We start from the raw sequence: 25,028 nt of genomic DNA, 5'->3' as shown, positions 1-25,028 counted from the left end.
AGTTACTGGCAGGCTTCGCAGGTCGGATCGTCGATGGCGCAGGCGTTGGGCGTCGGTGCTGCGACCGACACAGCGTTGAGCTTGCCGTCGACACCCTGCAGCGTCGATTTCTCGACGTGGGTGGCCGAGCGCGAGCGCAGGTAGTAGGTGGTCTTGAGGCCGCGCCGCCAGGCGAGGCGGTAGAGCGCGTCGAGCTTCCGGCCCGAGGGATCGGCGAGGTAGAGGTTGAGCGACTGCGCCTGGTCGATCCACTTCTGCCGCCGCGCCGCCGCCTCGATCAGCCAGGCCGGATCGAACTCGAAGGCGGTGGCGTAGAGCGCCTTGAGGTCGGCCGGCACCCTGTCGATGGCGCCGAGGCTGCCATCGTAATACTTGAGGTCGGAGACCATCAGTTCGTCCCAGAGGCCGCGCGCCTTGAGGTCGGCGACGAGGTGCGGGTTCACCACCGTGAAGTCGCCGGACATGTTCGACTTGACGTAGAGCGTCTGGTAGGCCGGCTCGATCGACTGCGACACGCCCGAAATGTTCGAGATCGTCGCCGTCGGCGCGATGGCGAGGCAGTTGGAGTTGCGCAGGCCGACCGTCTTCACCCGCTCGCGGAGACTGTCCCAGTCGAGCGTCGACGAGCGGTCGAGGTCGATGCCGCCGCGCGCCTCGGCCAAAAGCTCCAGGCTGTCGATCGGCAGGATACCCTCCGACCACAGCGAGCCGGCGAACGACGGATAGCGGCCGCGCTCGGCGACGAGATCGCAGGAGGCCGAGATGGCCTCGTAGGCGATCGCCTCCATGCTCTGATCGGCGAAGCGCAGGGCGTCCTCCGACGCATAGGGCAGCCTGAGGACGTGCAGCGCGTCCTGGAAGCCCATCAGTCCCAGGCCGACCGGCCGGTGGCGGAGGTTGGACCGCCGCGCCTCGGGGATGGTGTAGAAATTGATGTCGATGACGTTGTCGAGGAGGCGCATCGCCGTGCGCACGGTGCGGGCGAGACGCTCACGGTCGAGGCCGTCCGGCGTGACATGGGCGGCAAGGTTGACCGAACCGAGATTGCAGACGGCGACCTCGTCGGCCGAGGTGTTCAGCGTGATCTCGGTGCAGAGGTTCGACGAATGGACGATGCCGGCATGCCGCTGCGGCGAGCGGATGTTGCAGGGGTCCTTGAAGGCGATCCACGGGTGACCGGTCTCGTAGAGCACGGTCAGCATGCGCCGCCAGAGGTCGACGGCCCGCAGCCTGCGCGTCACCTTCATCTCGCCGCGCGCCGCCTTCGCCTCGTAACCCTCGTAGGCGACCTTGAAGGCGGCGCCGTGGAGATCGTGCAGGTCGGGCGTCTCGTCGGGCGAGAACAGCGTCCAGGGGCCGTCGGCCTCCACCCGCTCCATGAACAGGTCGGGAATCCAGTTGGCGGTGTTCATGTCGTGGGTGCGGCGGCGGTCGTCGCCGGTGTTCTTCCTGAGGTCGAGGAACTCCTCGATGTCGACGTGCCAGGTCTCCAGATAGGCGCAGACGGCGCCCTTGCGCTTGCCGCCCTGGTTGACGGCGATCGCCGTGTCGTTGGCCACCTTCAGGAACGGCACCACGCCCTGGCTCTCGCCATTGGTGCCGCGGATGTGGGCGCCGAGGCCGCGCACGCCGGTCCAGTCGTTGCCGAGGCCGCCGGAATACTTGGCCAGCAGCGCGTTGTCGCGGATCGCCTTGAAGATGCCGTCGAGATCATCGGCGACGGTGGTCAGGAAGCAGGAGGAGAGCTGCGGCCGCAGCGTGCCGGCGTTGAACAGCGTCGGCGTCGAGGCCATGAAGTCGAAGGACGACAGGAGGTCGTAGAACTCGATCGCCTGCGCCTCCCGGTCGACCTCGCGCAAGGCGAGGCCCATGGCGACGCGCATGAAGAAGGCCTGCGGCAGCTCGAAGCGCCGGCCGCCGACGTGCAGCACATAGCGGTCGTAGAGCGTCTGCAAGCCGAGATAGTCGAAGGCGAGGTCGCGCTCGGGCTTCAGGGCGGCGGCGATGCGGGACAGATCGAAGCGACCGAGTTCCGGATCGATCCGCTCGGCGGCGATGCCGGCCTTGAGATAGGCGTGGAAATAGTCGGCGTAGCGGCCGGCCATCTCGCCCTGCGTCGCCTCGTCCGGCCGTCCGGCGAGGAAGGAGAGCGCCTCGCGGCGCAGCTTGTCGAGCAGCAGCCGGGCGGTCGCCCGGCTGTAGCCGGGCTCGCGCTCGACGAGGGCGCGGGCGGCGAGGATCGGCGCCTCGGCAAGTTCGTCCGGCGAGATTCCGTCGTAGAGGTTGCGCCGCGTCTCGGCGAGGATCGCCGCGACCGAGACGCCGTCGAGGCCGGCCGCCGCCTCCTCGACCAGCCGGGCGAGGCGCCCCTCGTCGAGCGGCCTCAGCGCGCCGTCGGCGGCGCGGACGTGGAGGACCGGCGCCGCCGGAGCAGCGGGGACGGCGCGCTGCCGCGCCCGCGCCTCGCGATAGAGCACGTAGGCGCGGGCGACCTTGTGGTGGCCGCCGCGCATCAGCGCCAGCTCGGCCTGGTCCTGGATCTCCTCGATGTCGAAGGCGCGGCCGTCGCCGCGGCGATGGAGCGCCGCGACGATCTCGGCGGTAAGCGCGCCGACGATGTCGTGGACGCGGCGCGAGGCGCCGGCTTCGGGGCCTTCGGCGGCGAGGAAGGCCTTGGTCAGCGCGGCGCGGATCTTGGCGGCGTCGAAGGGCGTCACCGCGCCGTTGCGGCGGATCACCCTCGGCCGGGCGGCATCCGGTGCCGGATGATCGAGTTCGGAGGAAAGAGACATCGGCAACCCCAATCATTGGGGGCAAAGGCCGAGCGGACGCGACGACGGACGGCGCGGCCGTCGGGAGACGGCGCGCCGCGGCCACGCTCCACCGGGGCACCCCGCCCGAGGACGTAACAAGCCGTCACGGCAGGTCTCCTGGCTCGCGGGTCGCCGCCTTCGCCCGGCCTTCCCGGCGCCTTGCGGCACCAGTGGCGTCATCGGGCGAGGCTCGCCGCCTACAGTTGCGGGGGCAGCTCCGGCCTGGGCTTGCGCCGTACCGGATTCCCTCTTGGCCCTTGATCTTGTGAATCGCGGGACCGTGACGGCTAGATATAGATATGCTTCGGCCGTCTACGTCAAGATACGGATCAAAGGTCGCGGCGTCAGGCGATGCGGCATTGCTGGTGCAGCACCAGCGCCACGGCGCCGAGCACGGTATCATTGGCGAGGAAGCGGCCGAGCAGGAAGCGCCGTCGCCGCTCGGGCGGCAGCGTGGCCGACCTGGCCGAGGCGTGGCGATCGTAGCTCCCGACGAAGCGGTCGAGGAACAGCTCGCCGGCCTTGGCGAGGCCGCCGGCCACGATGATCAGCGGCGGGTCGAGCACCGTGCCGACCAGGCCGGCGCCCCAGCCGGCGATGTCGGCGGCGTCCTCGATCAGCCGCCGGTAGCCGATGTGGCCGTCCACAGCGGCTGAGACGAATTCGTCGAGGCCGACCTCGCGGCCGCTCATCTCGCCGGCCACCTTCAGGAGATGGCTGGCGCCGGCCATGGTCTCCAGGCAGCCGCGGTTGCCGCAGCGGCAGAGCGCGCCGCGCGGGTCGAGAGTGAGATGGCCGAATTCGGCGGCGCTGCCGTTGAGGCCGCGTCTGACCTGGCCGTCGAGCACGATGGCGCCGCCGATGCCGAGGTCGAACTTGATCAGGATGAAGTCGGGCTCGCCGATCGCCGCGCCCCAGGTCATCTCGGCCAGCGCGCCGCAATGGCTCTCGTTGTCGGCGTGCACCGGGCAGCCGAGGCCGCCGAACACCGCCGACAGGTCGACGCCGCTCCAGGTCGGCAGCACCGAGCTGACCGCCACCACGCCCTTCTCGGAGATCGGGCCGGACACGGCGAGGCCGACGCCGAAGAGGTCGGACAGCCTGAGGCCCAGCGCCGCGCAGTCGGCGCCGAGTTCGGCCCGCACCACCGCGAAGGCCGCCTCCGGATCGTAGTCGCGGGCCATCGGCACCGAGCGGTCGGAGAGCACGTTGTGCGCCATGTCGCAGATGGCGATGCGGATCTCGTCGAGGCCGAGGAGCACGCCGGCGCAGCGGCCCGAATCGGGGGTCAGCGAGAACAGCACGGTCGGCCGGCCCATGCCGTTCTGGCGGGCTTCCACCTCGACGATCAGCCCGGCGTCGCGCAGTTCGGCCAGACCCATGGAGACGGTGGAGCGGGCGAGGCCGGCGACGCGGACGAGATCGAGCGACGTCGCCGATCCCAGGGCCGACAGCGCCCGCACGATCCTGGCGATCGGCAGGTCGGTGCGGGTCAGGAGCGATTTCAGGCTGTCGGCCGGCATGGTGTTCCTCGCCCCCTCCGGTAGCACGATCGGCGGCCGAGGACAAACCGCCTGTTGCGCGCCGGCTTTTTTCATGGAAGTCGAAATAATATCCGATTTTAGGCCATAGGCCAGCTTTCGGGCCGACAATGCGACTTTTGGCGCGGCAAAATGTCACCATCTCGGGCAATTTGGCCGATACTTTTTTCGTATATGAAAAAAGTTATTGCCATCTCCCGGACGCCGTGCTTTGCTTTCCCAAGGCGGTGGAGACCGCCTCAGGGAGGACACACCATGAAGACCCACGCTCTCGCCAGCCTCGCCGCGGCGGCCGTCCTGTCGACCGCCCTCAGCGGCGGCGCCATGGCCGCCAACCTCAAGCTCTGGACCCTCTCCTTCGACAATCCGACGGTGGTCGCCGCCTGGAACGACATCATCAAGTCGTTCGAGGAGAAGAATCCGGGCACCACCGTGTCGATGGAGAACCGCTCCACCGACGAGCACAAGGCGGCGCTGCGCGTCGCTGCCCGGTCCGACCAGGGGCCGGACATCTATTTCATGTGGTCGGGCCTCGGCCTCGGCGGCGAGTTCGTCAACGCCGGCCTGTCGAAGCCGCTCGACGCCTATTACGCCGAGTACAAGTGGGACGACCGGCTGACGCCGACCTCGGTCGCCGCCTCCAAGGCCTATGCCGGCGGCCGGCATGGCGTGCCCTACACCTTCCACGGCGAGGCGCTCTACTACAACAAGGCGCTGTTCGAGAAGGCCGGCATCACCGCCCCGCCCGCCTCCTGGGACGAACTGAAGGCCGACGCCAGGAAGCTGAAGGACGCCGGCATTCCGGCCATCACCTTCGGCGGCACCGTCAACTGGCACCTGATGCGGCTGATGGACGCCATTCTCGAAGCCAAGTGCGGCGCCGACAAGCACGACGCGCTGAAGGCGATGACCGCCGACTGGGCAACCGAGGCCTGCGCCGCCGACAGCTTCAAGGAGCTGCGCGACTGGTCGGAGACCTACATCCTGTCGCCGTTCATGGGCATCGACCAGGCCCAGAGCTTCAACCTGTTCCTGGCCGGCCGCGCCGCCATGATGCTGGAAGGCGACTGGCTGGTCGGCCAGCTCCGCGACGCCGACCGGCTCGCCGACTACGACCTGTTCCCGATCCCCACCGGCACCGACCGCCTCTACAGCTTCTCCGAATACTACTACGTGTCGGCGCGCAGCAAGGCGCCGGACGAGGCGGCGAAGTTCCTCGACTACCTCCTGTCGGACGAGGTGCAGCAAAAGTACCTCGGCACCTTCGGCTCGATCTCGGTCAACGCCGACGTCAAGTACGACAAGGTCAATCCGCTCGACCAGCGCTGGCTCGACATCTTCGCCAAGTACAAGGCGACCTACATCAACGGCGACCAGGCCTTCCCGCTCGACGTGACGACGGAGTATTTCCGCGTCATCAACGAGGTGGCCTCCGGCAACCTGGCGCCGCAGGACGGCGGCAAGACGCTGGCCACCTTCATCGCCAACCACAAGTAGGCGCCTCCCCGCCGCCTGGCGGGGCCTCCGGGCCCCGCCCCTTTCTCCTTCCGGGAAAACCCAATCATGGCCAAGGCCCGCCTGCGGCCCCAGACCGAGGGCTACCTGCTGCTCGCCCCGGCGCTGGCAGTCTACTTCCTGTTCGCGGTCTACCCGATGCTGGACGTCATCAGGATGTCCTTCTCGTCGTGGAACGGCCTCGACGCCGACAGCTCCTTCGTCGGCCTCGACAACTTCCGGGCCGTGCTGACCACCGATCCGGTGTTCTGGGGCGCGCTTCTCAACACCATCTGGTGGACGGCGCTGGCGGTGACGCTGCCCAACCTCGTCGCCTTCGGCCTGGCGCTCGCCCTCAACCAGAACCTGCCCGGCCGGTCGGCGCTGCGCGTCGTCTTCTACCTGCCGGTGATCATCGCCTCGATCGCCGTCGCCACCATCTGGAAGTGGATGTACGACCCGTTCTTCGGCCTGTTCAGCAACCTCTTGACCGAGTGGGGCTGGCAGGGTCTGGTCGCCGACTGGCTGGGCGACCGCCGCATCGCCCTCTGGTCGGTGTTCGTTGCCCATCTCTGGCAGTCGGTCGGCTTCTCGATGGTGCTGTTCCTGGCCGGCCTGCAAGGCGTCTCGGCGACGCTGATCGAGGCGGCGCGCATCGACGGCGCCGGCCGCTGGCGGGTGTTCCGCCACGTGACGCTGCCGGCGCTGAAGCCGACCATCGCCATCGTCTTCGTGCTGTCGGTGATCAACTCGCTGAAGGCCTTCGACATCGTCTACGGCATGACCGGCGGCGGTCCGGCCCAGTCGACGCAGATGCTGGCCATGTGGGCCTACACCCAGTCGATGCAGCTCGGCGACTTCGGCAAGGGCGCCGCCATCTCGGTGATCCTGCTCGCCGTCACGCTGATCGTCGTCATCCCATACCTCAAATGGACCATGGGCCAGTCGGAGGCGGACAGATGAGCCTCTTCTCCCAAGCCTTCCGGCCGGTCGGCTCGACCCGCGCCGATCCCGTGCTGGTGGCGCTGTGGGTCGCCCTGATCCTGGTCGCCGTCATCTGGATCGCCCCCTTCGTGTTCATCGTCTTCACCTCGCTCAAGACCAACACGGCGGTGATGGGCGAGACCGCCTTCGCGCTGCCGACCGACCCGGCCTTTTCCAACTATGCCAAGGCCTGGGCGCGCGGCAATTTCTCGGTCACCGCCTTCAACGGCGTGCTGATCACCTTTGTAAAGGTGCCGCTCGGCGTGTTCCTGTCGGCGATGGCCGCCTATGCGCTGGCCCGCGTGCCGATGCGCGGCCGCCGCGTCCTGTTCCTCCTCTGCGTGTTCGGCACCATGATCCCCTTCCAGGTGATGCTGGCGCCGATCTTCAAGCAGGTGAACGCCTTCGGCCTGATCAACAGCTATCCCGGCATCGTCCTGCCCTACCTCGCCTTCGGCGTGCCCTACCAGGTGTTCATCCTCTACGGCTTCTTCTCCGCCGTGCCCAAGGAGCTGTCGGAGGCGGCGCGCATCGACGGCGCCTCGCACTTCACCATATTCAGGCGGATCTTCCTGCCGGTGTCGCTGCCGGCGCTGTCGGCGCTGTTCGTCCTCGACTTCGTCGCCACCTGGAACGAGTTCGCCATGGCGCTGGTCATCCTGCAGGACCCGCAGAAATGGACGCTGCCGCTCGGCCTGATGGCCTTCCAGAGCCAGTTCCAGCGCGACTACGGCCAGCTCAACGCCGCCATCGTCATGACGGTGCTACCGGCGGCGATCGTCTACCTGATGTTCCAACGCTATTTCGTCGCCGGCCTGACCACCGGCGCCGTCAAGGAATGATGATGACCCACGTCTACGACGTCCACGAAATCAGCCTTCAAGGCGCCTTCGCCGGCAACCCCTATCTCGACGTGACGCTCCACGCCGTATTCTCGCAGGGCAACCGCTCGGTGCGCGTCACCGGCTTCCACGACGGCGGCGACAGCTATCGCCTGCGCTTCATGCCCGACACGACGGGCGAATGGACCTGGCGCACCGTCTCCAGCCTCGCCGCCCTCGACGGCCATACCGGCCGCTTCACCGCGCTGCCTGCCCGCGAGGGCGTGCACGGGCCGGTGCGGGTGAGCCACCGCTTCCACTTCGCCCATGCCGACGGCACGCCCTACCTGCCCTTCGGCACCACCTGCTACGTCTGGACGCATCAGCCGCTCGCCTTGCAGGAGGAGACGCTGGCAACGCTGGCCGGCGCCGGCTTCAACAAGCTGCGCATGGCGATCTTTCCCAAGGACTATCCCTTCAACACCAACGAACCGCTCATGCCGGTGTTCACGCCGCGCGCCGACGGCACGCTCGACTTCGACCGGCCCAATCCCGAGGCCTTCCGTCATTTCGAGACCCAGATCGCCCGGCTGGCCGAGATGGGCATCGAGGCGGACGTCATCCTGTTCCACCCCTACGACCGCTGGGGCTACGCGACGATGAGCGAGGCGCAGAACCGCGCCTACGTCGCCCATGTCGCCGCCCGTCTCTCCGCCTACCGCAACGTCTGGTGGTCGCTCGCCAACGAATACGACTTCATGCTCAACACCATCCCGATGGAGAGCTGGGACGGCTACTGCCATCTGATCGAGGAGCACGATCCCGTCCGGCACCTGATGTCGATCCACAACGGCGATCCCCGGATGAACTACGACCACCGCAAGCCGTGGATCAGCCACGTCTGCATCCAGAACTGGGACGTCAAGCGCATGCCGGAGTGGCGGCAGGCCTACGGCAAGCCGGTGGTCGACGACGAGCCGGAATACGAGGGCAACATCTGGCCGGCCTGGGGCAACATCACCGCCGAGGAACTGGTGCACCGCTTCTGGCTGGCCCTGACGCGCGGCGGCTACGCCGGCCACGGCGAGACCTACGCCGATCCCCAGGACATCATCTGGTGGGCCAAGGGCGGCAAGCTGAAGGGCGAGGCCTGGAAGCGCATCGCCTTCCTGCGCAGGCTGCTCGAAGAGAGCGGCGTCACCGGCCTCGAACCGCTATCCGGCCTCGTCGACGGCTGGCCGTGGACGCGCGTCTCCGGCGTCGCCGACCTCGGCGGCCGCCTGCGCTTCCTCTATTTCGGCGAGCACCAGCCGCTCGAATGGACCACCGGCCTGCCGACCGACGACGGTCGCTATGCCGTCGACCTGATCGACACCTGGAACATGACCATCGAGCCGGCCGAACAGGTGCCGCCGCTCGTCCAGCATCCGACCCGCCACGGCGACGCGGTGCGCGGCGGCGTCGCCGACGCCGCCTTCGGCGTCCGCCTGCCCGGCCGGCCGCATCTCGCCCTCCGCATCCGTCGGCTCGATTGAGGAGACCGCCATGGCTTCGGTGACCATAAGCAACGTCGGCAAGTCCTTCGGCGCCGCCCGGGTGATGCAGGGCGTCGACGTCTCCATCGACGACGGCGAGTTCGTCATCCTGGTCGGCCCGTCCGGCTGCGGCAAGTCGACGCTGCTCAGGATGGTGGCCGGCCTCGAGACCGTCACCTCCGGCGACATCGAGATCGACGGCCGCCGCGTCAACGACCTCGAGCCCAAGGACCGGGACATCGCCATGGTGTTCCAGAACTATGCGCTCTATCCGCAGATGACGGTGGCCCAGAACATGGGCTTCGCGCTGGAGATCGCCGGCCGGCCCAAGGCGGAGATCGCCGCCGAGGTGCGCAAGGCGGCCGACATCCTGTCGCTGACGCCGCTGCTCGCCCGCAAGCCGGCGCAGCTCTCCGGCGGCCAGCGCCAGCGCGTCGCCATGGGCCGCGCCATCGTCCGCCATCCCAAGGTGTTCCTGTTCGACGAGCCGCTCAGCAACCTCGACGCCAAGCTGCGCGTCCAGATGCGGGCCGAGATCAAGGCGCTGCACCGCCGGCTCGGCACGACGATCATCTACGTGACGCACGACCAGATCGAAGCAATGACCATGGCCGACAAGATCGTCGTGCTGAACGGCGGCCGCGTCGAACAGATCGGCGCGCCGCTCGACCTCTACGACCGGCCGGCCAACCTGTTCGTCGCCGGCTTCATCGGCTCGCCGGCCATGAACGTGCTGCCGGCAGCGCCGGCCGGCGACGCGCTCCTGGTGATCGACCGCTTCCGCCTGCGGCGGCCGGACGCCGCGACCGGCACGACGCTGCGCTACGGCATCCGGCCGGAGGACATGCTCATCGGCGGCGAGGCGGCAGTCGAGGGAATCGTCGAAGTCATCGAACCGACCGGCGCCGAGACCCACCTGACGCTCAGGATCGACGAGCACGTCCTCACCATGGTCACCAAGGAGCGGCCGGCCGTCGCCGCCGGCGACCGGCTCGCCGTGTCGCTGGCGCCGGGGCGCGGCCATCTGTTCGACGCCGAAAGCGGCATCCGCCTCGCCGGCTGCTGAGGGCTCACCCGTCGCCGCTGTCGGGGATCGCCAGCAGGTGGCCGCAGGCCTTGCAGTGCACGGCGTCCGGCTCGTGGCGCATCAACGCGCATTTCGGGCAGCGGAAGGTGACCTTGTAGGGCCGGAACAGCGCCTGGGCCAGACGCACGAACAGCGATATGCCGACGATCATCGTGACGATCGACGTCAGCTTGCCGGCCGTGCCGGGCAGCGTGATGTCGCCGAAGCCGGTGGTCGTCACCGTGGCCACCGTGAAATACAGCGCGTCTATCCAGCCTTCCATGCCCGAACCCGGCCGGGCGAAGGCGGTGTAGACGAAGCCGGTGATCACGAACAGGCAGGTAACGAGGTTGACAGCCGCCCGGCCGACATCCTCCCACTCCTGATAGCCGCGCCGCCGGAGCGAGCGCCAGAACAGGTCCTTCTGCGACAGCGTCCACAGGCGCAGGATGCGCAGGAAGCCAAGGTTGACCAGCCACAGCGGCGCCAGCAGCGTCGCCAGCACCACGAAATCCACCCAGACGGCCGGCCGCGCCAGCCAGCGCCGGACGCTGAACGCCGCGGCCGCCCGCGCCGCCAGATCGACGGCGAGCAGCGCGGCGACGGCATAGTCGACCCACAGGAACGCCCGCGACGCCTGCAACACCGGGCTCAGGATGAAGAAGCCGATAATGACGAGGTCCAGCGCGGCGAACGCCCACTGGAAGCGCACCGCCGGTCGGTCGGTGCCGACATAGAGCCGGCGCAGCCGCCGACGCCAGGCGGCGCGCGGCGGACCGTCCGGCTGATCATCCCGCTTCTGCCACTTGAGCAGCGCCTCGACGCTCGGCCCGTCGACCGGACCGGCATGACCGGGATCATTGGGCAGCGGCGTTGCGGGCGGAGTGGTCAAGGCGGCTCCCTCAGGCGGAACGGCCCCGGCGGCTCGCGGCGCCCGGAGAGCGCAGCGGCGGGGCGGCGTCGTCCGGGTCGGGATGATGCGGGATCTGCTGCTCGCCCTGGTCGGTGAGCGTCGGGAACTCGCCGGTGTTCTCCAATGCCTCGATCGGTTCCGGCGCTGTGCCGCTGTCGATCGGCAGGTAGGTCGATGCCTGACCCTCCTCGATCGCCACGCTCTCGCGGGCGGTGAACCAGTGCTGCTCGGACCGGCCTTCCGGCCGCCCTTCCTCTTCCCAGAGCTGATAGGCACGCGCCCGGATCTTGTCCTCGTTGAGATCGACCATCGCCATCTCCCTTTCATCCGTGAAAAGAACGCCCGAGCGGCGTCGACGTTCCCGCTCCCTGCCCTTCCGGCCCGGCGGCGTCGGGCGGGAGGGCGGCAAGGCCGGCTTTCGGCAGGCGCGGGCTCTCCGACGGCTTGGCGCACAACCGCCGGCCCTCGCGATATGTTCCACGTTTCGCGCCGTCGCGGCGGCCGGCCGCCGGCCGTCCCGATCGGTCAGCCCGGCGAGGCGCCCTTCGGCCGCCGGACGCAAAGGCCCCCTGCGGGAGACCCGGAGACGGTGGAAGACAGATGGGGGAAAATGGCGGAGAGGGAGGGATTTGAACCCCCGATACCCTTGCGAGTATGCCGCATTTCGAGTGCGGTGCAATCGACCACTCTGCCACCTCTCCGCGGTGCTTTTGGGATGCGATCCCGGTCGAAAGCGGCGCGGACCATAGCCGCGGCAAGGACGGCTGGCAAGAGGGGCAAAAGCCTTTCGGCAGGGTTTTTTGACTGCCCGGACACTGCTTGTCGCCGCCGGCGCGCCGAGAATGCCGCCTTCGTCGTTGACCGTCCGGACCTTTCCGTGTAGGGAGAACGCGGCTCGACGAAGCCCGGTCCTTGCCGGGAGGCTGTCGTATTGCCGATCCGCCGCGCGCCCGATGGTGCGGCGCGGCCAAGAACCATCTGAAGAAGGACTGGCACGACCATGTTCGCAGTGATCAAGACCGGCGGCAAGCAGTACAAGGTTGCCGTTGATGACGTGTTCGACATCGAGAAGATCGAGCTCGAGGACGGCGCCGCCGTCACCTTCGACGAGGTGCTGGCCGTCGGCTCCGAGGCCGGCGTCACCGTCGGCGCCCCCACCGTCGCCGGCGCCACCGTCGTCGCCGAGGTGGTCGAGCAGACCCGCGGCCCCAAGGTGATCTCGTTCAAGAAGCGCCGCCGCCAGAACTCCAAGCGCAAGCGCGGCCACCGGCAGCTTCTGACCACGGTGAAGATCACGGCGATCAACGCCGCCTGAAGAAGCGGTCTGACGAAATTGCCGTTCCGGCGCGCTGCTGCCGGAACCTGACCCGGAAAACGTCCATCAAGGCGTCGAGCGCCGAACCGCTCCGCCGGAGGACGACAAGAAAGACAGGAGACTATCATGGCGCACAAAAAGGCAGGCGGTTCGTCCCGCAACGGTCGCGATACGGCCGGCCGACGCCTCGGCGTGAAGAAGTTCGGCGGCGAAGCCGTCATCCCCGGCAACATCATCATCCGCCAGCGCGGTACCCAGTGGCACCCGGGCAGCAACGTCGGCATCGGCGTCGATCACACGATCTTCGCCCTCGTCGAGGGCAACGTGTCCTTCGCCACCAAGACCAACGGCCGGGTCTACGTCTCGGTCGTCCCGACGACGGCAGCGGCAGCAGAGTAAGCCGGATGGAGCTGAAGCGGCCCGCCGGCGTCCCACGGACCCGGACGGACCGCGCTCCGAGCGCGCGATGGATCAGGGGAAGTGGGGCGCCACTTCCCCTGATTTCGTTTGAAGCGCGAGGAGAGCCCGATGTCCGAGGTGAGCGAACCGGAAGAACCGGATAGTCCGTGCGGCTGGCCGCTGATGGCGCCGGCGACGCCGGCCATCGAGACGCGGCGGCTGATCCTGCGGCCGCCGGTCGATGCCGACGCCGAGGCGATCGCCCGGCTGGCCGATACGGCCGCCGTCGCCCGCAGCCTGATCGGCATGCCGCATCCCTACCGCGTCGGGCACGCTCGCGCCTGGCTGGCCGAGCCGGTCGATCCGCGCGGCCAGCGCCACCTGATCTGCCGCAAGGGCTTCGACGCGGCGCCGACGCCGGTCGGCGTCATCACGCTTGACATGCGCGGCCGCGCCGGCCCCGGCTGGATCGGCTGCTGGCTCGGCGAGCGCCACTGGGGCCAGGGATTTGCCACCGAAGCCTGCCATGCGGCGATCGATTATGCCTTTCTTCACCAAAGGCATGACAAACTGTTGTTTGCCTGCCGGGTGACCAACCCGGCCGGCCGACGGGTGATCGAGAAATGCGGCTTCCAGATGGTGGCGCAGGAGCTGGCCTCGGTGGCCGGCAGCGGCGCGGCGGTGGCCATCGACCGTTTCCGCATCGATCGTCGCACCTGGGAGAGTATCAGGGCCTGGGAGCCCCTCAGGGTTCATCATCGCGAGGCCGCGTGGGCCGAGCGGGGCGACAGCCACGGTGAGCCCCTGAGGGATTATCAGGCCCCGGCGGAACGGATTTGACGTCGCGACCCGGCCGTTTGCCGGCGATCACGAGCAAATGTCGAACCTGTGAGTTCCGCCGGAGTAATAGTAGCTAGCGGTTCCCTGGGCCTCGCCCCCTGTCCGCCGGGCGGATGCGAGGACGGAGCCGAGCCGCTAGAAAGGTGAGTACGGAAATGAAGTTGCTTTCCGGTGCCTTTGGTTCCTGGCGCCCGCGCGCGCCGCTTTCTCCCCGCATCGAGACCGGCCGCCTCGTCCTGAGGCCGCTCGAGCCCGGCGACGCCGTCGCCGTCGCCGCCTATCTCGACGACGTCGAAGTGGCGCGCTGGCTGGTGCGCGTGCCGCATCCCTTCACCGTCGAGGACGCCGCCGACTTCATCGACCAGTGCCGCACCACCGCCGGCCTCGGCACGGCGACGACGCTCGGCCTCGTGGTGCGCGGCGACGACCGCGCCGTGGTGCGCGGCATCGTCGCCCTGCACAGCCTCGACACCCGGCCGGAGGTCGGCTTCTGGCTCGGCCGGCCGTTCTGGGGCCACGGGCTGATGAGCGAGGCGGTCGACGCGTCGCTCGCCTGGGCCTATGCCAGCCTCGACGTCGACACCATCGCCGCCGGCGCCTTCCGGGGCAACGTCGCCTCGCTGGCCATCCAGGCCCGCCAGGGCTTCGAGGTGATCGGCATGAGCCAGCGGCCGTCGCTGATCGAGGACCGCCTGCTCGACCACGTCGACACGCGGCTGACGCGGGCCCGCCACGCCGCCCGACCGTGGCGGCGCTGACCCTCCACCCGCCGGCCCGCCGCAAAAATCCGTTCATTTTCGCCGCGTGATGCTCTAAAGCCATGCGGACGTACGGCCCGGCCCGCCGCCGGCGCCGACCGTCCGCCGTCCCCGTTTCAGGAAAGCCCGATGAAGTTCCTCGATCAAGCCAAGGTCTACATCCGCTCCGGCGATGGCGGCGCCGGCGCCGTGTCGTTCCGGCGCGAGAAGTTCATCGAGTTCGGCGGCCCGGATGGTGGCGACGGCGGTCGCGGCGGCGACGTCTGGGCCGAATGCGTCGGCGGCCTCAACACGCTGATCGACTATCGCTACCAGCAGCATTTCAAGGCCAAGACCGGTGGCCACGGCATGGGCCGCGACCGCCACGGCGCCAAGGGCGGCGACATCGTGCTGAAGGTGCCGGTCGGCACGCAGATCATCGAGGAGGACGGCGAGACGCTGGTCGCCGACATGGTGGAGATCGGCCAGCGCGTGTTGCTGGCCAAGGGCGGCAACGGCGGCTTCGGCAACGCCTATTTCAAGACTTCCACTAATCAGGCGCCGCGCCGCGCCAACCCCGGCCTGCCGGGCGAGGAGAAGTGGCTGTGGCTCCGGCTGAAGCTGATCGCCGACGCCGGCCTCGTCGGCCTGCCCAACGCCGGCAAGTCGACCTTCCTCGCCCGCACCACCGCCGCCAAGCCGAAGATCGCCGACTATCCCTTCACCACGCTGCACCCCGGCCTCGGCGTCGTGCGCATCGACGGCCGCGAATTCGTGCTGGCCGACATCCCCGGCCTGATCGAGGGCGCCCACGAGGGCGTCGGCCTCGGCGACCGCTTCCTCGGCCACGTCGAGCGCTGCGGCGTGCTGCTGCACCTCGTCGACGCCAGCCAGGATGATGTGGTCGGCGCCTGGCGCACGGTGCGCGGCGAGCTTGCCGCCTATGACGAGGCGCTGGGCGACAAGCCGGAGATCGTCGCTCTCTCCAAATGCGAACTGGTGCCCGAGGACGAGCTGTCCGCCAAGGCGAAGAAGCTGAAGCGCGCCGCCAAGGCGACGCCGATCCTCTTGTCCGCCGTCACCGGCACCGGCGTCGAGGCGGTGCTGCGCGCCATGGCGAGCGCCGTCGAGGCGAGCCGCGCCGACAGCGACGACGCGCGGGCGGCCACCGCCACCCGCATCTGGCAGCCCCTTCCCCGCCACGACGACGACCAGGACGACAGCGACGATGACGACGATTGAAGCCTTTGCCGGCCCGCTGTCCGGCTATCGCCGCGTGGTGATCAAGATCGGCTCGGCGCTGCTGGTCGAGGGCCGCGGCACGCTGAAGCGCGGCTGGATGGAGAGCGTCGCCGCCGACGTCGCCCGCCTCAGGGCGTCCGGCGCCGGCGTGCTCTTGGTCTCCTCCGGCGCCATCGCCATGGGCCGCGGCGTGTTGAAGCTGCCGAAGGGCCGGCTGAAGCTCGAAGACAGTCAGGCGGCCGCCGCCGTCGGCCAGATCGCCCTGGCGCGGGCCTGGGCCGAGGTGCTGGGCGACCACGGCATCACCGCCGGCCAGATCCTCCTGACGCTCGGCGACACCGAGGAGCGCCGTCGCTACCTGAACGGCCGCGCCACCATCGGCAAGCTCCTGAAGCTCGGCGCCGTGCCGGTGATCAACGAGAACGACACCGTCGCCACCACCGAGATCCGCTACGGCGACAACGACCGTCTCGCCGCCCGCGTCGCCGCCATGATGGGCGCCGACCTGCTGGTGCTTCTCTCCGACATCGACGGCCTCTACACCGCGCCGCCGCAGGCCGACCCCGACGCCCGGCTGATCCCGGTGATCGACCGCATCACGCCGGAGATCGAGGCGATGGCCGGCGGCGCCGCCTCCGAACTGTCGCGCGGCGGCATGAAGACCAAGATCGACGCCGGCAAGATCGCCACCGTGGCCGGCGCGGCGATGATCATCGCCTCCGGCAAGGTGGCGGCGCCGCTTTCCCGCATCGACGCCGGCGGCCCGCATTCGCTGTTCCGCCCCGAGGCCAGCCCGGTCACCGCCCGCAAGGCGTGGATCGTCGGCCATATCGACGCGCCGGGCGTCCTGACCATCGACGCCGGCGCCGTCAAGGCCCTGAAGCAGGGCCGCAGCCTGTTGCCGCCCGGCGTCACCCGCGTCGACGGCGACTTCCACCGCGGCGACACGGTGATCGTCGTCGACGAAGCCGGCAACGAGCTGGCGCGCGGCCTCGTCGCCTACGACGCGGTGGACGCCCGCCGTATTCGCGGCCAGAATTCGGCGGTGATCGAGACCATCCTCGGCGCGCCCGGCCGCACCGAAATGATCCACCGCGACGACCTCGTGCTGAAGGGCGACCTCGGAGACTGACCATGACCGCCACCACCGACGCCTCCGTCCATGAGCTGATGGCCGACATCGGCCGCAAGGCCCGCGCCGCCGCCCGCCGCCTCGCCCGCGCCACCTCCGCCGGCAAGGTGGCCGCGTTGAAGGCCATGGCCGCCGAGGTGCGCGCCCGCGCCGCCGACATCCTCGCCGCCAACGCCGCCGACGTCGCGGCAATGAAGGAGAACGGCGCCGCCGCCTCGTTCATCGACCGCGGCACGCTCGACCCGGCCCGCGTCGAGGCGATCGCCGGGGCGCTTGAGGAGATCGCCGCCCTCCCCGATCCGGTCGGCCGGGTGCTCGCCGCCTGGACGCGGCCGAACGGCCTCCGCATCGAGCGCGTGGCGACGCCGCTCGGGGTGATCGGCATCATCTTCGAAAGCCGGCCCAATGTCACCGCCGACGCCGGCGCCCTCTCTCTGATGGCCGGCAACGCCGCCGTGCTGCGCTGCGGCTCGGATTCGCTCGGCACTTCGCAGGCGATCCTCGCGGCGCTGGCCGCCGGCCTCAAGGCGGCCGGCCTCCCCGAGGCCGCCATCCAGCTGGTGCCGGTCAAGGACCGCGCCGCCGTCGGCGCGATGCTGACCGGCCTCAACGGCACCATCGACGTCATCGTGCCGCGCGGCGGCAGGAGCCTCGTCGAGCGCGTGCAGCGCGAGGCGCGCGTGCCGGTGTTCGCCCATCTCGAGGGCCTCTGCCACGTCTATGTCGACAAGGCCGCCGACCTCGACATGGCGATATCGATCACCGTCAATGCCAAGCTCAGGCGTGTCGGCGTCTGCGGCTCGGCAGAGACGCTGCTGGTCGACCGCGCCGTGGCCGACAGCCATCTGGTGCCGATCCTGAAGGCCCTCCACGACCGCGGCTGCGAGATCCGCGCCACCGGCGAGGTGCGCGCCCGCTTCCCCGACGCCGTGCCGGCCACCGAGGCCGACTGGTCGACCGAATATCTCGCGCCGATCATCTCGGTGGCGCTGGTGGCTGGCGTCGACGGCGCCATCGCCCATATCGAGAGCTACGGCTCGCATCACACCGACAGCATCGTCACCGCCGACCAGGCCGCCGCCGACCGCTTCCTCGCCGAGGTCGATTCGGCCATCGTGCTGCACAACGCCTCGACGCAGTTCGCCGATGGCGGCGAGTTCGGCATGGGCGCCGAGATCGGCATCGCCACCGGCAAGATGCACGCCCGCGGGCCGGTCGGCGTCGAGCAACTCACCTCCTTCAACTACCGCGTCCACGGCGCCGGCCAGACGCGGCCGTGACGCTCCCCCGCCTCCCCGCGACGCTGCCCGGCCTGAGGGTCGGGCTCTACGGCGGCTCGTTCAACCCGCCGCATCGCGGCCATGCCCACGTGGCGCGTCTCGCCCTCCAGCGCCTCCGGCTCGACCGCATCTGGTGGCTGGTCAGCCCCGGCAACCCGCTCAAATCCACCGACGGCCTGCCGGACGTCGAGCGACGGCTGGCGGCGGTCGCCACGGTGGCCCGTCACCCGCGCGCCGTCGTCACCGACCTCGAGGCACGGCTCGGCACCCGCTACACCATCGATCTCGTCCGCCGGCTGACCCGCCTGAGGCCATCGGTGCGCTTCGTGCTGGTGATCGGCGCCGACAACTGGGCGACCTTCCACCGCTGGGGCGGCTGGAAGGAGATCGCCCGCACGCTGCCGATCGCCGTCGTCGACCGGCCCGGCGCCACCTTCGCCGCCCTGGCCTCGCCGGCCGCCCGCGCCTTCGCCGGGGCGCGCATCGCCGAGCGCGACGCCGGCCTTCTGGCCGACCTCCGGCCGCCCGCCTGGGTGTTCCTGGCCGGCGTCAAGGTGCCGCTGTCGTCGAGCGACCTCCGCCGCGCCGCCGGCAAGGCTTAGCCATTGGTCCGCGTCGATCTTGAAAACGTCACTGACGAGGTCCATCCTTTTCTCTATCCGCCGCTGCCGGCATCGGGCCGGCCGCTACGAAGCGCATTTCGAGGTGCACCCCTGAGCATGCCTTTCACCGAGGACGCCGCGGCCTTCCGCGCCACCCCCTTTGCCGACGTCGCCGCCTTCACCGGCGACGCCTCTTCCCCGCGATCCCCGCTCGACACCATCCTCGCCAGCCTTGACGACGCCAAGGCCGAGGATGTCGTCGATCTCGACGTCTCCGCCAAGACGCCGATCACCGACCACATGGTGATCTGCACCGGCCGGTCCAGCCGCCACGTCGGCGCCATCGCCGACCATGTGGCGAAGGACCTGAAAGACGCCGGCTTCGGCACCGTCGCCATCGAGGGCCAGCCGGCCTGCGACTGGGTGCTGATCGACGCCGGCTCGGTGATCGTCCACGTCTTCCGGCCGGAAGTGCGCGAGTTCTATCATCTCGAGAAAATGTGGGCGCCCGATCCGGCTCCCGCTGCCGGCCGGCGTTGAGGCATCCGCCCGAAAAGTGGCAGACTATCCGGCCAGACTCTCGAGACCCCGGCGCGCGGGGCCGCCGGCCCCGGCGGCAAGGCGTGCGCCCTGAACGACACTGGACATCATGCGCATCGCCATCCACGCCGTTGGAAAACTGAAGGCCGGCCCCGAACGCGAGCTGGCCGACCGCTACCTCGACCGCGCCGACAAGGCCGGCCGGGCGATCGGCTTCACCTCCGTCACCGCCCGCGAGATCCTGGAGAGCCGGGCGCGAGAGACCTTGCAGCGCAAGGAGGAGGAGGCGCGCGGCCTGCTGGCCGAGCTGCCGCCCGGCGCCCTCTTGATCGCCCTCGACGAACGCGGCGATTCGCCGACCTCCGAGCGCTTCGCCGAGATGCTGGGCGACGCCCGCGACCGCGGCACGCCCACCGCCGTGCTGCTGATCGGCGGACCGGACGGCCACGGCCCGGAATTGCTATCGCGCGCCGGTCACCGCATTTCCTTCGGCCGGCTGACCTGGCCGCACCAGATCGTCCGCATTCTCGCCGCAGAGCAGGTCTATCGTGCCGTCACCATCTTGAGCGGCCACCCCTATCACCGGCCCTGAGGCGCCCCGTTTGGTTGACGGAGCGTTAACGGAAAGGCCGATAGACTCGGCCGTTCGACCATACCGTCACCGGACACCCCGCCGTTCATGCCGCTTCAAACGCGACGCACCGGAGCCCGCCGCCTTGTCCTCGCCGCGCTTGCCGCGGCGATCTGCGGCCACGCCGCCGCCGAGGACGGACTGCCGGTCGAGGCGACCGCCTTCGCGCCGGCGACCAGCGAAGCCGTCCGTCCGGCCGCCGTTTCCGACAAGGTCGACGTCGAGGCCGAGCGGGCGCTGAAGGACCAGGAACTGACCAAGCTGCGCGGCGCCATGGAGCTGTCGGCCGAGCGGCAGGCGGAGATCGCCGCCGAAATCGCCGGCCTGTCGCGCGACCAGCAGGAACTGACCGACCGTCTGCTCGCCTCGGCCGCCCGCGTCCAGTCGCTGGAGCAGTCGATCACCGACAGCGAGGAGCGGCTCGCCCGCGGCGCCGACAACGAGGCCCGCATCCGCGCCTCGCTGGCCGGCCGCCGCGACGTGCTGATCGCCGTGCTGTCCACCGCCCAGCGCATCGGCCGCCAGCCGCCGCCGGCGCTCATCGTCAGCCCGGAAGACGCGCTGAAGGCGGTGCGCTCGGCCGTGGTCATCGGCGCCGTGCTGCCGGAGATCCGCATCGAGGCCGAGGCGCTGCAATCCGATCTGGACGCGCTGGTCGCCGAGCGCACCCGCGCCGCCACCGAGCGCGATCGCCTCAGGGCCGATGCCGCCGCCATCGCCGAGGAGCGGCAGCGCCTCGCCCTGCTGATCGACAGGAAGAAGACCGACAGCGAGGCGCGCACCGCAGAACTCGCCGCCGAGAAGGCGAAGGCCGAGGAGCTGGCCAGGACCGCCCGCAGCCTCGAGGAACTGATCGCCGGCATGAAGAAGGCGCTGCCCGCCGCCCGCCCCGGACAGCCGGCCGCGCCCAGCGCGCCGCCGTCCGCCGGCGGTCGCCTCGGACCGGCCGTCGCCTTCGACGAGGCCAAGGGCCGGCTGATCCTGCCGGTGCGCGGCGTCAACCTGCAATCCTTCGGCGACGACAACGGCCTCGGCGGCCTGTCGCAGGGCCAGTCGATCGCCACCCGCGCCGGCGCCCGCGTGGTGTCGCCGGCCGACGGCCGCGTCGTCTATGCCGGGCCGTTCCGCTCCTACGGACAGCTCTTGATCCTCGATGCCGGCGGCGACTATCATATCGTGCTTGCCGGCATGGAACGGATCGACGTCCAGCTCGACCAATTTGTTTTGACGGGCGAGCCCGTCGGTGTCATGGGAAATCAACGGCTGGCCAGCGCCGCCGCGCTGGACGCCAGCGTCACGCAGCCCGTGCTCTACGTCGAATTTCGCAAAGGTGGAACTTCGATCGACCCATCCCCCTGGTGGGTCGCATCGCAGGATCGGAAGGTCAGCGGATGATCAGAAAACTGTCGCTACTCGCAGCGGGCGCCGTCATCGGCGCCGGCGTCACCACCCTGACCCTCGAGCACCGTCTGCCCGGCTTCGGGTCGGCCGTGGCCGCCGGCGTCGACACCTATCGCCAGCTCAACCTGTTCGGCGACGTGTTCGAGCGCATCCGCTCCGACTATGTCGAGGAGCCCGACGAGCCGGCGCTGATCGAGGCGGCCATCAACGGCATGCTGACCTCGCTCGACCCGCATTCGAGCTACATGAACGCCAAGAGCTACCAGGACATGCAGGTCCAGACCAAGGGCGAGTTCGGTGGCCTCGGCATCGAGGTCACCATGGAGGACGGCCTGGTCAAGGTGGTGACGCCGATCGACGACACGCCGGCCGCCAAGGCGGGCATCCGCTCGGGTGATCTGATCACCGCCATCGACGGCACGGACGTCAAGGGCCTCACCCTCAACGAGGCGGTCGACAAGATGCGCGGCCCGGTCGATTCGGCGATCACCCTGACCGTGGCGCGCGGCACCGACAAGCCGTTCGACGTCAAGATCGTCCGCGACGTCATCAAGGTGCAGTCGGTGCGCTACGAGGTGAAGGACGACGTCGGCTACATCCGCATCTCCCAGTTCACCGCCCAGACCTTCGACGGCCTGAAGACGGCGATCGACAAGATCGACGCCGCCGTTCCCGACGACCGTCTGAAGGGCTACGTGCTCGACCTGCGCAACGATCCGGGCGGCCTGCTCGATCAGGCGATCGCCGTGTCCGACGCCTTCCTCGATAAGGGCGAGATCGTCTCGACGCGCGGCCGCCACGACGGCGACACCCGCCGCTACGCCGCCAAGGCCGGCGAGCTGGTCGGCAGCAAGCCGGTGATCGTGCTGATCAACGGCGGTTCGGCCTCGGCGTCGGAGATCGTCGCCGGCGCGCTGCAGGACCATCGCCGCGCCACCATCATCGGCACGCGCTCGTTCGGCAAGGGCTCGGTGCAGACCATCATCCCGCTCGGCGCCAACGGCGCCATCCGCCTGACCACCGCCCGCTACTACACGCCGTCGGGCAACTCGATCCAGGCCAAGGGCATCCACCCCGACATCGAGGTGCTGCAGGACCTGCCCGAGGACCTGAAGAGCCAGGTGACCGAGACCAAGGGCGAAGCGTCGCTGAAGGGTCACCTGAAGAGCGAGACGGCCGGCGCCGAAGGCTCGGGCAGCCAGGCCTACGTGCCGCCCGACCCCAAGGACGACAAGCAGCTCAATCTGGCGCTCGACCTGTTGCGCGGCCTGCAGGCCAACGCCGCCTTCCCGCCGAAGGGTGAAGCGGCCGCCAACTGAGCGGCCGACCAACGCGCGGGCCGGAGACCCCTCCGGCCCGCCGCCATCCGTCCGGGCCGCCGGTGCCCGGCTTTCCCATCGCATCGTTCCGCCGGAAGCCGGTTCCCACTTTTCCACGCGATGCTCTAAGCTCCGGAAAGCGAATCAGGGCCGCTGCCCGCCGCCGGGACCGCACGCGCCATGAACGATCTGTCCAATCCCCTCGGCTTCGGCGGCGCTGGCGGCCGCAAGTTCCGCCTGCCGGTCGGCGCCATCGCCGCCGTGCTCACCGCCAGCCTGATCGCCGGCCTCGCCGTCTGGCTGATGGTGGTCAACGATCCCTTCGGTGGCGAGCCCTATGCCCGCGTCAAGATCGAGGCATCCAACACCGGCTACGCCCGCGCCGACATCGCCACGGTCGGCGTGAAGTCCGGCACCGGCGAACTGCTGCCGCCGCCCGCCGAGGTCCCGCCCGATATCGCCGAAGATGCCGCCGTCGGCCTCGGGGGGGCCGAGGGCGCGCAGGAACGGGTGGCGCTGCCGGTCGAGGCCGATGTCGCCCTGGTCGAACCCTCGCCCTTTGGGCCGCTACCGCGCGTCGCCGCCGACGGCCGCCGGCCGGCCGACGTCTACGCCCGGCCGGTGCCCGGCTTCATCGGCGCCGCGCCGAAGATCGCCCTGGTGGTCGGCGACCTCGGCCTCAGCCAGACCGGCACGCAGCAGGCGCTCGCCGACCTGCCGCCCGAGGTCACCCTCGCCTTCGCCCCCTATGGCGCCAGCCTCGATCGCTGGACCGCCAAGGCGCGCGAGGACGGCCACGAATTGCTGCTGCAGGTGCCGCTCGAACCCTTCGACTATCCCGACAACGACCCCGGCGAGAACACGCTGCTGGTCGGCAAGGACGCGCGGCAGAACATCGAGAACCTGCACCGGGTGATGGGCCGCTTCACGACCTATGTCGGCATCGTCAACTACATGGGCGCCCGCTTCACCGCCGAGGCCGCCGCCCTCGATCCGGTGATGGAGGAGATCGCCCTGCGCGGCCTGCTCTATCTCGACGACGGCAGCTCGCCGCGCAGCGTCACCGCCGAGGCGGCCGGCCGCTTCAAGACGACATTCGCCAAGGCCGACATGACCATCGACACGGTGCCGACGCCGCGCGAGATCGCCGGCCGCCTCGCCCAGCTCGAACAGATCGCCCGCACGCGCGGCCTCGCCGTCGGCGTCGCCAGCGCCCGGCCGGCGACGCTGAAGGCGCTCTCCGGCTGGGTGGCCGGCCTCGACGGCCGCGGCATCACGCTGGTGCCGATCACTGCCGTCCCCAAGCGGAGCTGACCCCGATGACCAGCCGCACCGACCTGCCCTATCGCCGCTGCGCCGGCGCCATGCTGATCAACCGCGCCGGCCTCGTCTTCGTCGGCCACCGCAAGCATGTCGCCGACATGACCGGCACGCCGGCCCCCTGGCAGATGCCGCAGGGCGGCATCGACGACGGCGAGAGCCCGCTCGACGCCGCTCGCCGCGAGCTGTGGGAGGAGACCTCGGTGCGCTCGATCGAGCTGATCGGCGAGGCGCCCGACTGGTACCGCTACGACGTCCCCGACGACATCGCCGCCGGCCGGTTCCGGAAGAAGTGGCGCGGCCAGACGCAGAAGTGGTTCGCCTTCCGCTTCCTCGGCGACGACGCCGAGATCGACGTCGACCATCCCGGCGGCGGTGCCCACCCGGCCGAGTTCTCGCACTGGGCCTGGAAGCCGCTGGCCGAGGTGCCGTCGCTGATCGTGCCCTTCAAGCGGCCGGTCTACGAAGAGGTCTGCGCCGCCCTGGCGCACCTGGCGGTGCCGGCGTGAGCGTCCGCCTGCCGGCCGCCACGACGCCGCCCGATCCCGCGATACGCGAGCCGCTCCTCGCCGATCTCCCCTACCGGCCGAACGTCGGCATCTGCCTGTTCGACAGCCGCGGCCTGGTGTTCGCCGGCCGGGGGCACGCCAACCCCTTCGGCTGGCCCGATCCGGAGGTGTTCGCCGACGGCGCCGACTGGGCGCTGCCGCAGGGCGGCATCGACGCCGGCGAGGAGATCATTGCGGCGGCGCGCCGCGAACTCTGGGAGGAAACCGGCGTCCGGAGCGCCGAGCTGATCGCCCTTGCCGACGACTGGTGGAGCTACGACTTCCCGGCCCGCGGTTCCAAGGCGCACAAGCTCCACCCCTTCCGCGGCCAGCGCCAACGCTGGGCGGCCTTCCGCTTCGTCGGCTCCGAGGACGAGATCACCGTCGCCGCCACCCATACCGACCAACCGGCGGAATTCGTCGAATGGCGCTGGCGGCCGCTCGCCGAGCTGCCCGGCGTGGCGCCGCTGCACCGGCGGGCGCAATACGCCCGCGTGCTGGCCGCATTCGGCCACATCGGCCCGGCGTAATATCGGCGGGCTTGAGAACGGCTGG

General features: G+C 69.9%; 24 protein-coding genes, 1 tRNA gene and 1 riboswitch. Of the genes, 20 read left to right on the top strand and 5 right to left on the bottom strand.

Annotated features, from left to right (window positions below):
• Nucleotides 1–2: 2 nt before the first annotated feature.
• Together H512_RS0121710 and H512_RS0121705 are read right to left on the bottom strand one after the other, a co-directional pair.
• Nucleotides 3–2,792: a ribonucleoside-diphosphate reductase subunit alpha gene (locus H512_RS0121710; RefSeq protein WP_026785191.1), complete on the bottom strand. Its 2,790-nt coding sequence runs from the start codon at nt 2,790–2,792 to the stop codon at nt 3–5.
• Nucleotides 2,793–2,903: 111 nt separating this feature from the next.
• A riboswitch (cobalamin riboswitch) is annotated at nt 2,904–3,111 on the bottom strand.
• Between the two features lie 46 nt (nt 3,112–3,157).
• Nucleotides 3,158–4,336 (bottom strand): ROK family transcriptional regulator, encoded by a 1,179-nt coding sequence (locus tag H512_RS0121705; RefSeq protein ID WP_026785190.1) that lies wholly within the window; start codon nt 4,334–4,336, stop codon nt 3,158–3,160.
• Nucleotides 4,337–4,609: 273 nt separating this feature from the next.
• Between H512_RS0121705 and H512_RS0121700 the strand changes: the two genes are divergently transcribed.
• The 5 genes from H512_RS0121700 (at nt 4,610) to H512_RS0121680 (ending at nt 10,254) form a co-directional block, all read left to right on the top strand.
• Nucleotides 4,610–5,851: an ABC transporter substrate-binding protein gene (locus H512_RS0121700; RefSeq protein ID WP_026785189.1), complete on the top strand. Its 1,242-nt coding sequence runs from the start codon at nt 4,610–4,612 to the stop codon at nt 5,849–5,851.
• A gap of 66 nt (nt 5,852–5,917) precedes the next feature.
• Nucleotides 5,918–6,811, top strand: a complete 894-nt coding sequence (locus H512_RS0121695) for a carbohydrate ABC transporter permease (RefSeq protein ID WP_036793095.1) — start codon at nt 5,918–5,920, stop codon at nt 6,809–6,811.
• Nucleotides 6,808–7,674 (top strand): carbohydrate ABC transporter permease, encoded by an 867-nt coding sequence (locus tag H512_RS0121690; protein ID WP_026785187.1) that lies wholly within the window; start codon nt 6,808–6,810, stop codon nt 7,672–7,674. The genes H512_RS0121695 and H512_RS0121690 overlap by 4 nt, the downstream gene beginning before the upstream one ends.
• Nucleotides 7,671–9,188 carry a DUF5060 domain-containing protein gene (locus H512_RS0121685; protein ID WP_425414197.1) on the top strand — a complete coding sequence of 506 codons (1,518 nt, stop codon included), beginning with the start codon at nt 7,671–7,673 and terminating at the stop codon, nt 9,186–9,188. The genes H512_RS0121690 and H512_RS0121685 overlap by 4 nt, the downstream gene beginning before the upstream one ends.
• 10 nt (nt 9,189–9,198) lie before the next feature.
• Nucleotides 9,199–10,254, top strand: coding sequence for an ABC transporter ATP-binding protein (locus H512_RS0121680; RefSeq protein WP_026785185.1), 1,056 nt, complete (start codon nt 9,199–9,201; stop codon nt 10,252–10,254).
• A 4-nt stretch (nt 10,255–10,258) separates the two neighbouring features.
• On the opposite strand, the gene H512_RS0121675 is transcribed toward H512_RS0121680, so the two are convergent.
• From H512_RS0121675 to H512_RS0121665, 3 genes are all read right to left on the bottom strand, one after another.
• A complete protein-coding gene (locus H512_RS0121675; protein ID WP_026785184.1) occupies nt 10,259–11,068 on the bottom strand; it encodes a potassium channel family protein in 810 nt (269 codons plus the stop codon).
• Nucleotides 11,069–11,156: 88 nt separating this feature from the next.
• Entirely contained in the window at nt 11,157–11,477 is a 321-nt protein-coding gene (locus tag H512_RS25480; protein WP_210162738.1) for a DUF2934 domain-containing protein, read from the bottom strand.
• A 301-nt stretch (nt 11,478–11,778) separates the two neighbouring features.
• Nucleotides 11,779–11,868: transfer RNA gene (locus H512_RS0121665), tRNA-Ser, on the bottom strand.
• Nucleotides 11,869–12,167: 299 nt separating this feature from the next.
• Here H512_RS0121665 and rplU point away from each other — a divergent pair.
• From rplU to H512_RS0121590, 15 genes are all read left to right on the top strand, one after another.
• On the top strand, nt 12,168–12,482 hold the full coding sequence (gene rplU / locus H512_RS0121660; RefSeq protein ID WP_026785183.1) for a 50S ribosomal protein L21: 315 nt from the start codon (nt 12,168–12,170) through the stop codon (nt 12,480–12,482).
• Nucleotides 12,483–12,608: 126 nt separating this feature from the next.
• Nucleotides 12,609–12,881: a 50S ribosomal protein L27 gene (gene rpmA / locus H512_RS0121655; protein ID WP_026785182.1), complete on the top strand. Its 273-nt coding sequence runs from the start codon at nt 12,609–12,611 to the stop codon at nt 12,879–12,881.
• A gap of 129 nt (nt 12,882–13,010) precedes the next feature.
• Complete coding sequence (locus H512_RS25475) at nt 13,011–13,721, top strand: GNAT family N-acetyltransferase (RefSeq protein ID WP_053240138.1); 711 nt, start codon at nt 13,011–13,013, stop codon at nt 13,719–13,721.
• 155 nt (nt 13,722–13,876) lie between these two features.
• Nucleotides 13,877–14,479 carry a GNAT family N-acetyltransferase gene (locus H512_RS25470; protein ID WP_053240137.1) on the top strand — a complete coding sequence of 201 codons (603 nt, stop codon included), beginning with the start codon at nt 13,877–13,879 and terminating at the stop codon, nt 14,477–14,479.
• Between the two features lie 129 nt (nt 14,480–14,608).
• Nucleotides 14,609–15,700, top strand: coding sequence for a GTPase ObgE (obgE, locus tag H512_RS25465; protein ID WP_053240136.1), 1,092 nt, complete (start codon nt 14,609–14,611; stop codon nt 15,698–15,700).
• Entirely contained in the window at nt 15,687–16,832 is a 1,146-nt protein-coding gene (proB, locus tag H512_RS25460; RefSeq protein WP_053240135.1) for a glutamate 5-kinase, read from the top strand. Before obgE ends, proB begins: the two co-directional genes overlap by 14 nt.
• A gap of 2 nt (nt 16,833–16,834) precedes the next feature.
• Nucleotides 16,835–18,112 carry a glutamate-5-semialdehyde dehydrogenase gene (locus H512_RS0121630; protein WP_026785181.1) on the top strand — a complete coding sequence of 426 codons (1,278 nt, stop codon included), beginning with the start codon at nt 16,835–16,837 and terminating at the stop codon, nt 18,110–18,112.
• On the top strand, nt 18,109–18,714 hold the full coding sequence (locus H512_RS0121625) for a nicotinate-nucleotide adenylyltransferase (RefSeq protein ID WP_026785180.1): 606 nt from the start codon (nt 18,109–18,111) through the stop codon (nt 18,712–18,714). The genes H512_RS0121630 and H512_RS0121625 overlap by 4 nt, the downstream gene beginning before the upstream one ends.
• Before the next feature lie 117 nt (nt 18,715–18,831).
• Nucleotides 18,832–19,254, top strand: coding sequence for a ribosome silencing factor (rsfS, locus tag H512_RS25455; RefSeq protein ID WP_084798689.1), 423 nt, complete (start codon nt 18,832–18,834; stop codon nt 19,252–19,254).
• A 109-nt stretch (nt 19,255–19,363) separates the two neighbouring features.
• The gene (gene rlmH, locus H512_RS0121615; protein WP_026785179.1) at nt 19,364–19,846 is read left to right on the top strand and encodes a 23S rRNA (pseudouridine(1915)-N(3))-methyltransferase RlmH; all 483 of its coding nucleotides are present in this window, start codon (nt 19,364–19,366) and stop codon (nt 19,844–19,846) included.
• Between the two features lie 87 nt (nt 19,847–19,933).
• The gene (locus H512_RS25450; RefSeq protein WP_084798688.1) at nt 19,934–21,280 is read left to right on the top strand and encodes a murein hydrolase activator EnvC family protein; all 1,347 of its coding nucleotides are present in this window, start codon (nt 19,934–19,936) and stop codon (nt 21,278–21,280) included.
• Complete coding sequence (locus H512_RS0121605; RefSeq protein ID WP_026785178.1) at nt 21,277–22,605, top strand: S41 family peptidase; 1,329 nt, start codon at nt 21,277–21,279, stop codon at nt 22,603–22,605. The genes H512_RS25450 and H512_RS0121605 overlap by 4 nt, the downstream gene beginning before the upstream one ends.
• A 180-nt stretch (nt 22,606–22,785) precedes the next feature.
• On the top strand, nt 22,786–23,919 hold the full coding sequence (locus H512_RS25445; protein ID WP_036793094.1) for a divergent polysaccharide deacetylase family protein: 1,134 nt from the start codon (nt 22,786–22,788) through the stop codon (nt 23,917–23,919).
• Nucleotides 23,920–23,924: 5 nt separating this feature from the next.
• Nucleotides 23,925–24,434, top strand: coding sequence for an RNA pyrophosphohydrolase (locus H512_RS0121595; RefSeq protein WP_026785177.1), 510 nt, complete (start codon nt 23,925–23,927; stop codon nt 24,432–24,434).
• Entirely contained in the window at nt 24,431–25,003 is a 573-nt protein-coding gene (locus H512_RS0121590; protein WP_053240134.1) for an RNA pyrophosphohydrolase, read from the top strand. Before H512_RS0121595 ends, H512_RS0121590 begins: the two co-directional genes overlap by 4 nt.
• Nucleotides 25,004–25,028 lie beyond the last annotated feature (25 nt).

The organism is Pleomorphomonas koreensis DSM 23070, assembly GCF_000425185.1.
Classification (GTDB): domain Bacteria; phylum Pseudomonadota; class Alphaproteobacteria; order Rhizobiales; family Pleomorphomonadaceae; genus Pleomorphomonas; species Pleomorphomonas koreensis.
Note: the sequence above shows the minus strand (reverse complement) of the source record. Positions and strands in the feature narration are given on the sequence as shown.

What these genes read in the sequence shown, in the direction of transcription:
- H512_RS0121710 (WP_026785191.1), bottom strand. Translation starts at nt 2,792, where the DNA reads ATGTCTCTTTCCTCCGAACTCGATCATCCGGCACCGGATGCCGCCCGG.
- H512_RS0121705 (WP_026785190.1), bottom strand. Translation starts at nt 4,336, where the DNA reads ATGCCGGCCGACAGCCTGAAATCGCTCCTGACCCGCACCGACCTGCCG.
- H512_RS0121700 (WP_026785189.1), top strand. Translation starts at nt 4,610, where the DNA reads ATGAAGACCCACGCTCTCGCCAGCCTCGCCGCGGCGGCCGTCCTGTCG.
- H512_RS0121695 (WP_036793095.1), top strand. Translation starts at nt 5,918, where the DNA reads ATGGCCAAGGCCCGCCTGCGGCCCCAGACCGAGGGCTACCTGCTGCTC.
- H512_RS0121690 (WP_026785187.1), top strand. Translation starts at nt 6,808, where the DNA reads ATGAGCCTCTTCTCCCAAGCCTTCCGGCCGGTCGGCTCGACCCGCGCC.
- H512_RS0121685 (WP_425414197.1), top strand. Translation starts at nt 7,671, where the DNA reads ATGATGATGACCCACGTCTACGACGTCCACGAAATCAGCCTTCAAGGC.
- H512_RS0121680 (WP_026785185.1), top strand. Translation starts at nt 9,199, where the DNA reads ATGGCTTCGGTGACCATAAGCAACGTCGGCAAGTCCTTCGGCGCCGCC.
- H512_RS25480 (WP_210162738.1), bottom strand. Translation starts at nt 11,477, where the DNA reads ATGGTCGATCTCAACGAGGACAAGATCCGGGCGCGTGCCTATCAGCTC.
- rplU (WP_026785183.1), top strand. Translation starts at nt 12,168, where the DNA reads ATGTTCGCAGTGATCAAGACCGGCGGCAAGCAGTACAAGGTTGCCGTT.
- rpmA (WP_026785182.1), top strand. Translation starts at nt 12,609, where the DNA reads ATGGCGCACAAAAAGGCAGGCGGTTCGTCCCGCAACGGTCGCGATACG.
- H512_RS25475 (WP_053240138.1), top strand. Translation starts at nt 13,011, where the DNA reads ATGTCCGAGGTGAGCGAACCGGAAGAACCGGATAGTCCGTGCGGCTGG.
- H512_RS25470 (WP_053240137.1), top strand. Translation starts at nt 13,877, where the DNA reads ATGAAGTTGCTTTCCGGTGCCTTTGGTTCCTGGCGCCCGCGCGCGCCG.
- obgE (WP_053240136.1), top strand. Translation starts at nt 14,609, where the DNA reads ATGAAGTTCCTCGATCAAGCCAAGGTCTACATCCGCTCCGGCGATGGC.
- proB (WP_053240135.1), top strand. Translation starts at nt 15,687, where the DNA reads ATGACGACGATTGAAGCCTTTGCCGGCCCGCTGTCCGGCTATCGCCGC.
- H512_RS0121630 (WP_026785181.1), top strand. Translation starts at nt 16,835, where the DNA reads ATGACCGCCACCACCGACGCCTCCGTCCATGAGCTGATGGCCGACATC.
- rsfS (WP_084798689.1), top strand. Translation starts at nt 18,832, where the DNA reads ATGCCTTTCACCGAGGACGCCGCGGCCTTCCGCGCCACCCCCTTTGCC.
- rlmH (WP_026785179.1), top strand. Translation starts at nt 19,364, where the DNA reads ATGCGCATCGCCATCCACGCCGTTGGAAAACTGAAGGCCGGCCCCGAA.
- H512_RS25450 (WP_084798688.1), top strand. Translation starts at nt 19,934, where the DNA reads ATGCCGCTTCAAACGCGACGCACCGGAGCCCGCCGCCTTGTCCTCGCC.
- H512_RS0121605 (WP_026785178.1), top strand. Translation starts at nt 21,277, where the DNA reads ATGATCAGAAAACTGTCGCTACTCGCAGCGGGCGCCGTCATCGGCGCC.
- H512_RS25445 (WP_036793094.1), top strand. Translation starts at nt 22,786, where the DNA reads ATGAACGATCTGTCCAATCCCCTCGGCTTCGGCGGCGCTGGCGGCCGC.
- H512_RS0121595 (WP_026785177.1), top strand. Translation starts at nt 23,925, where the DNA reads ATGACCAGCCGCACCGACCTGCCCTATCGCCGCTGCGCCGGCGCCATG.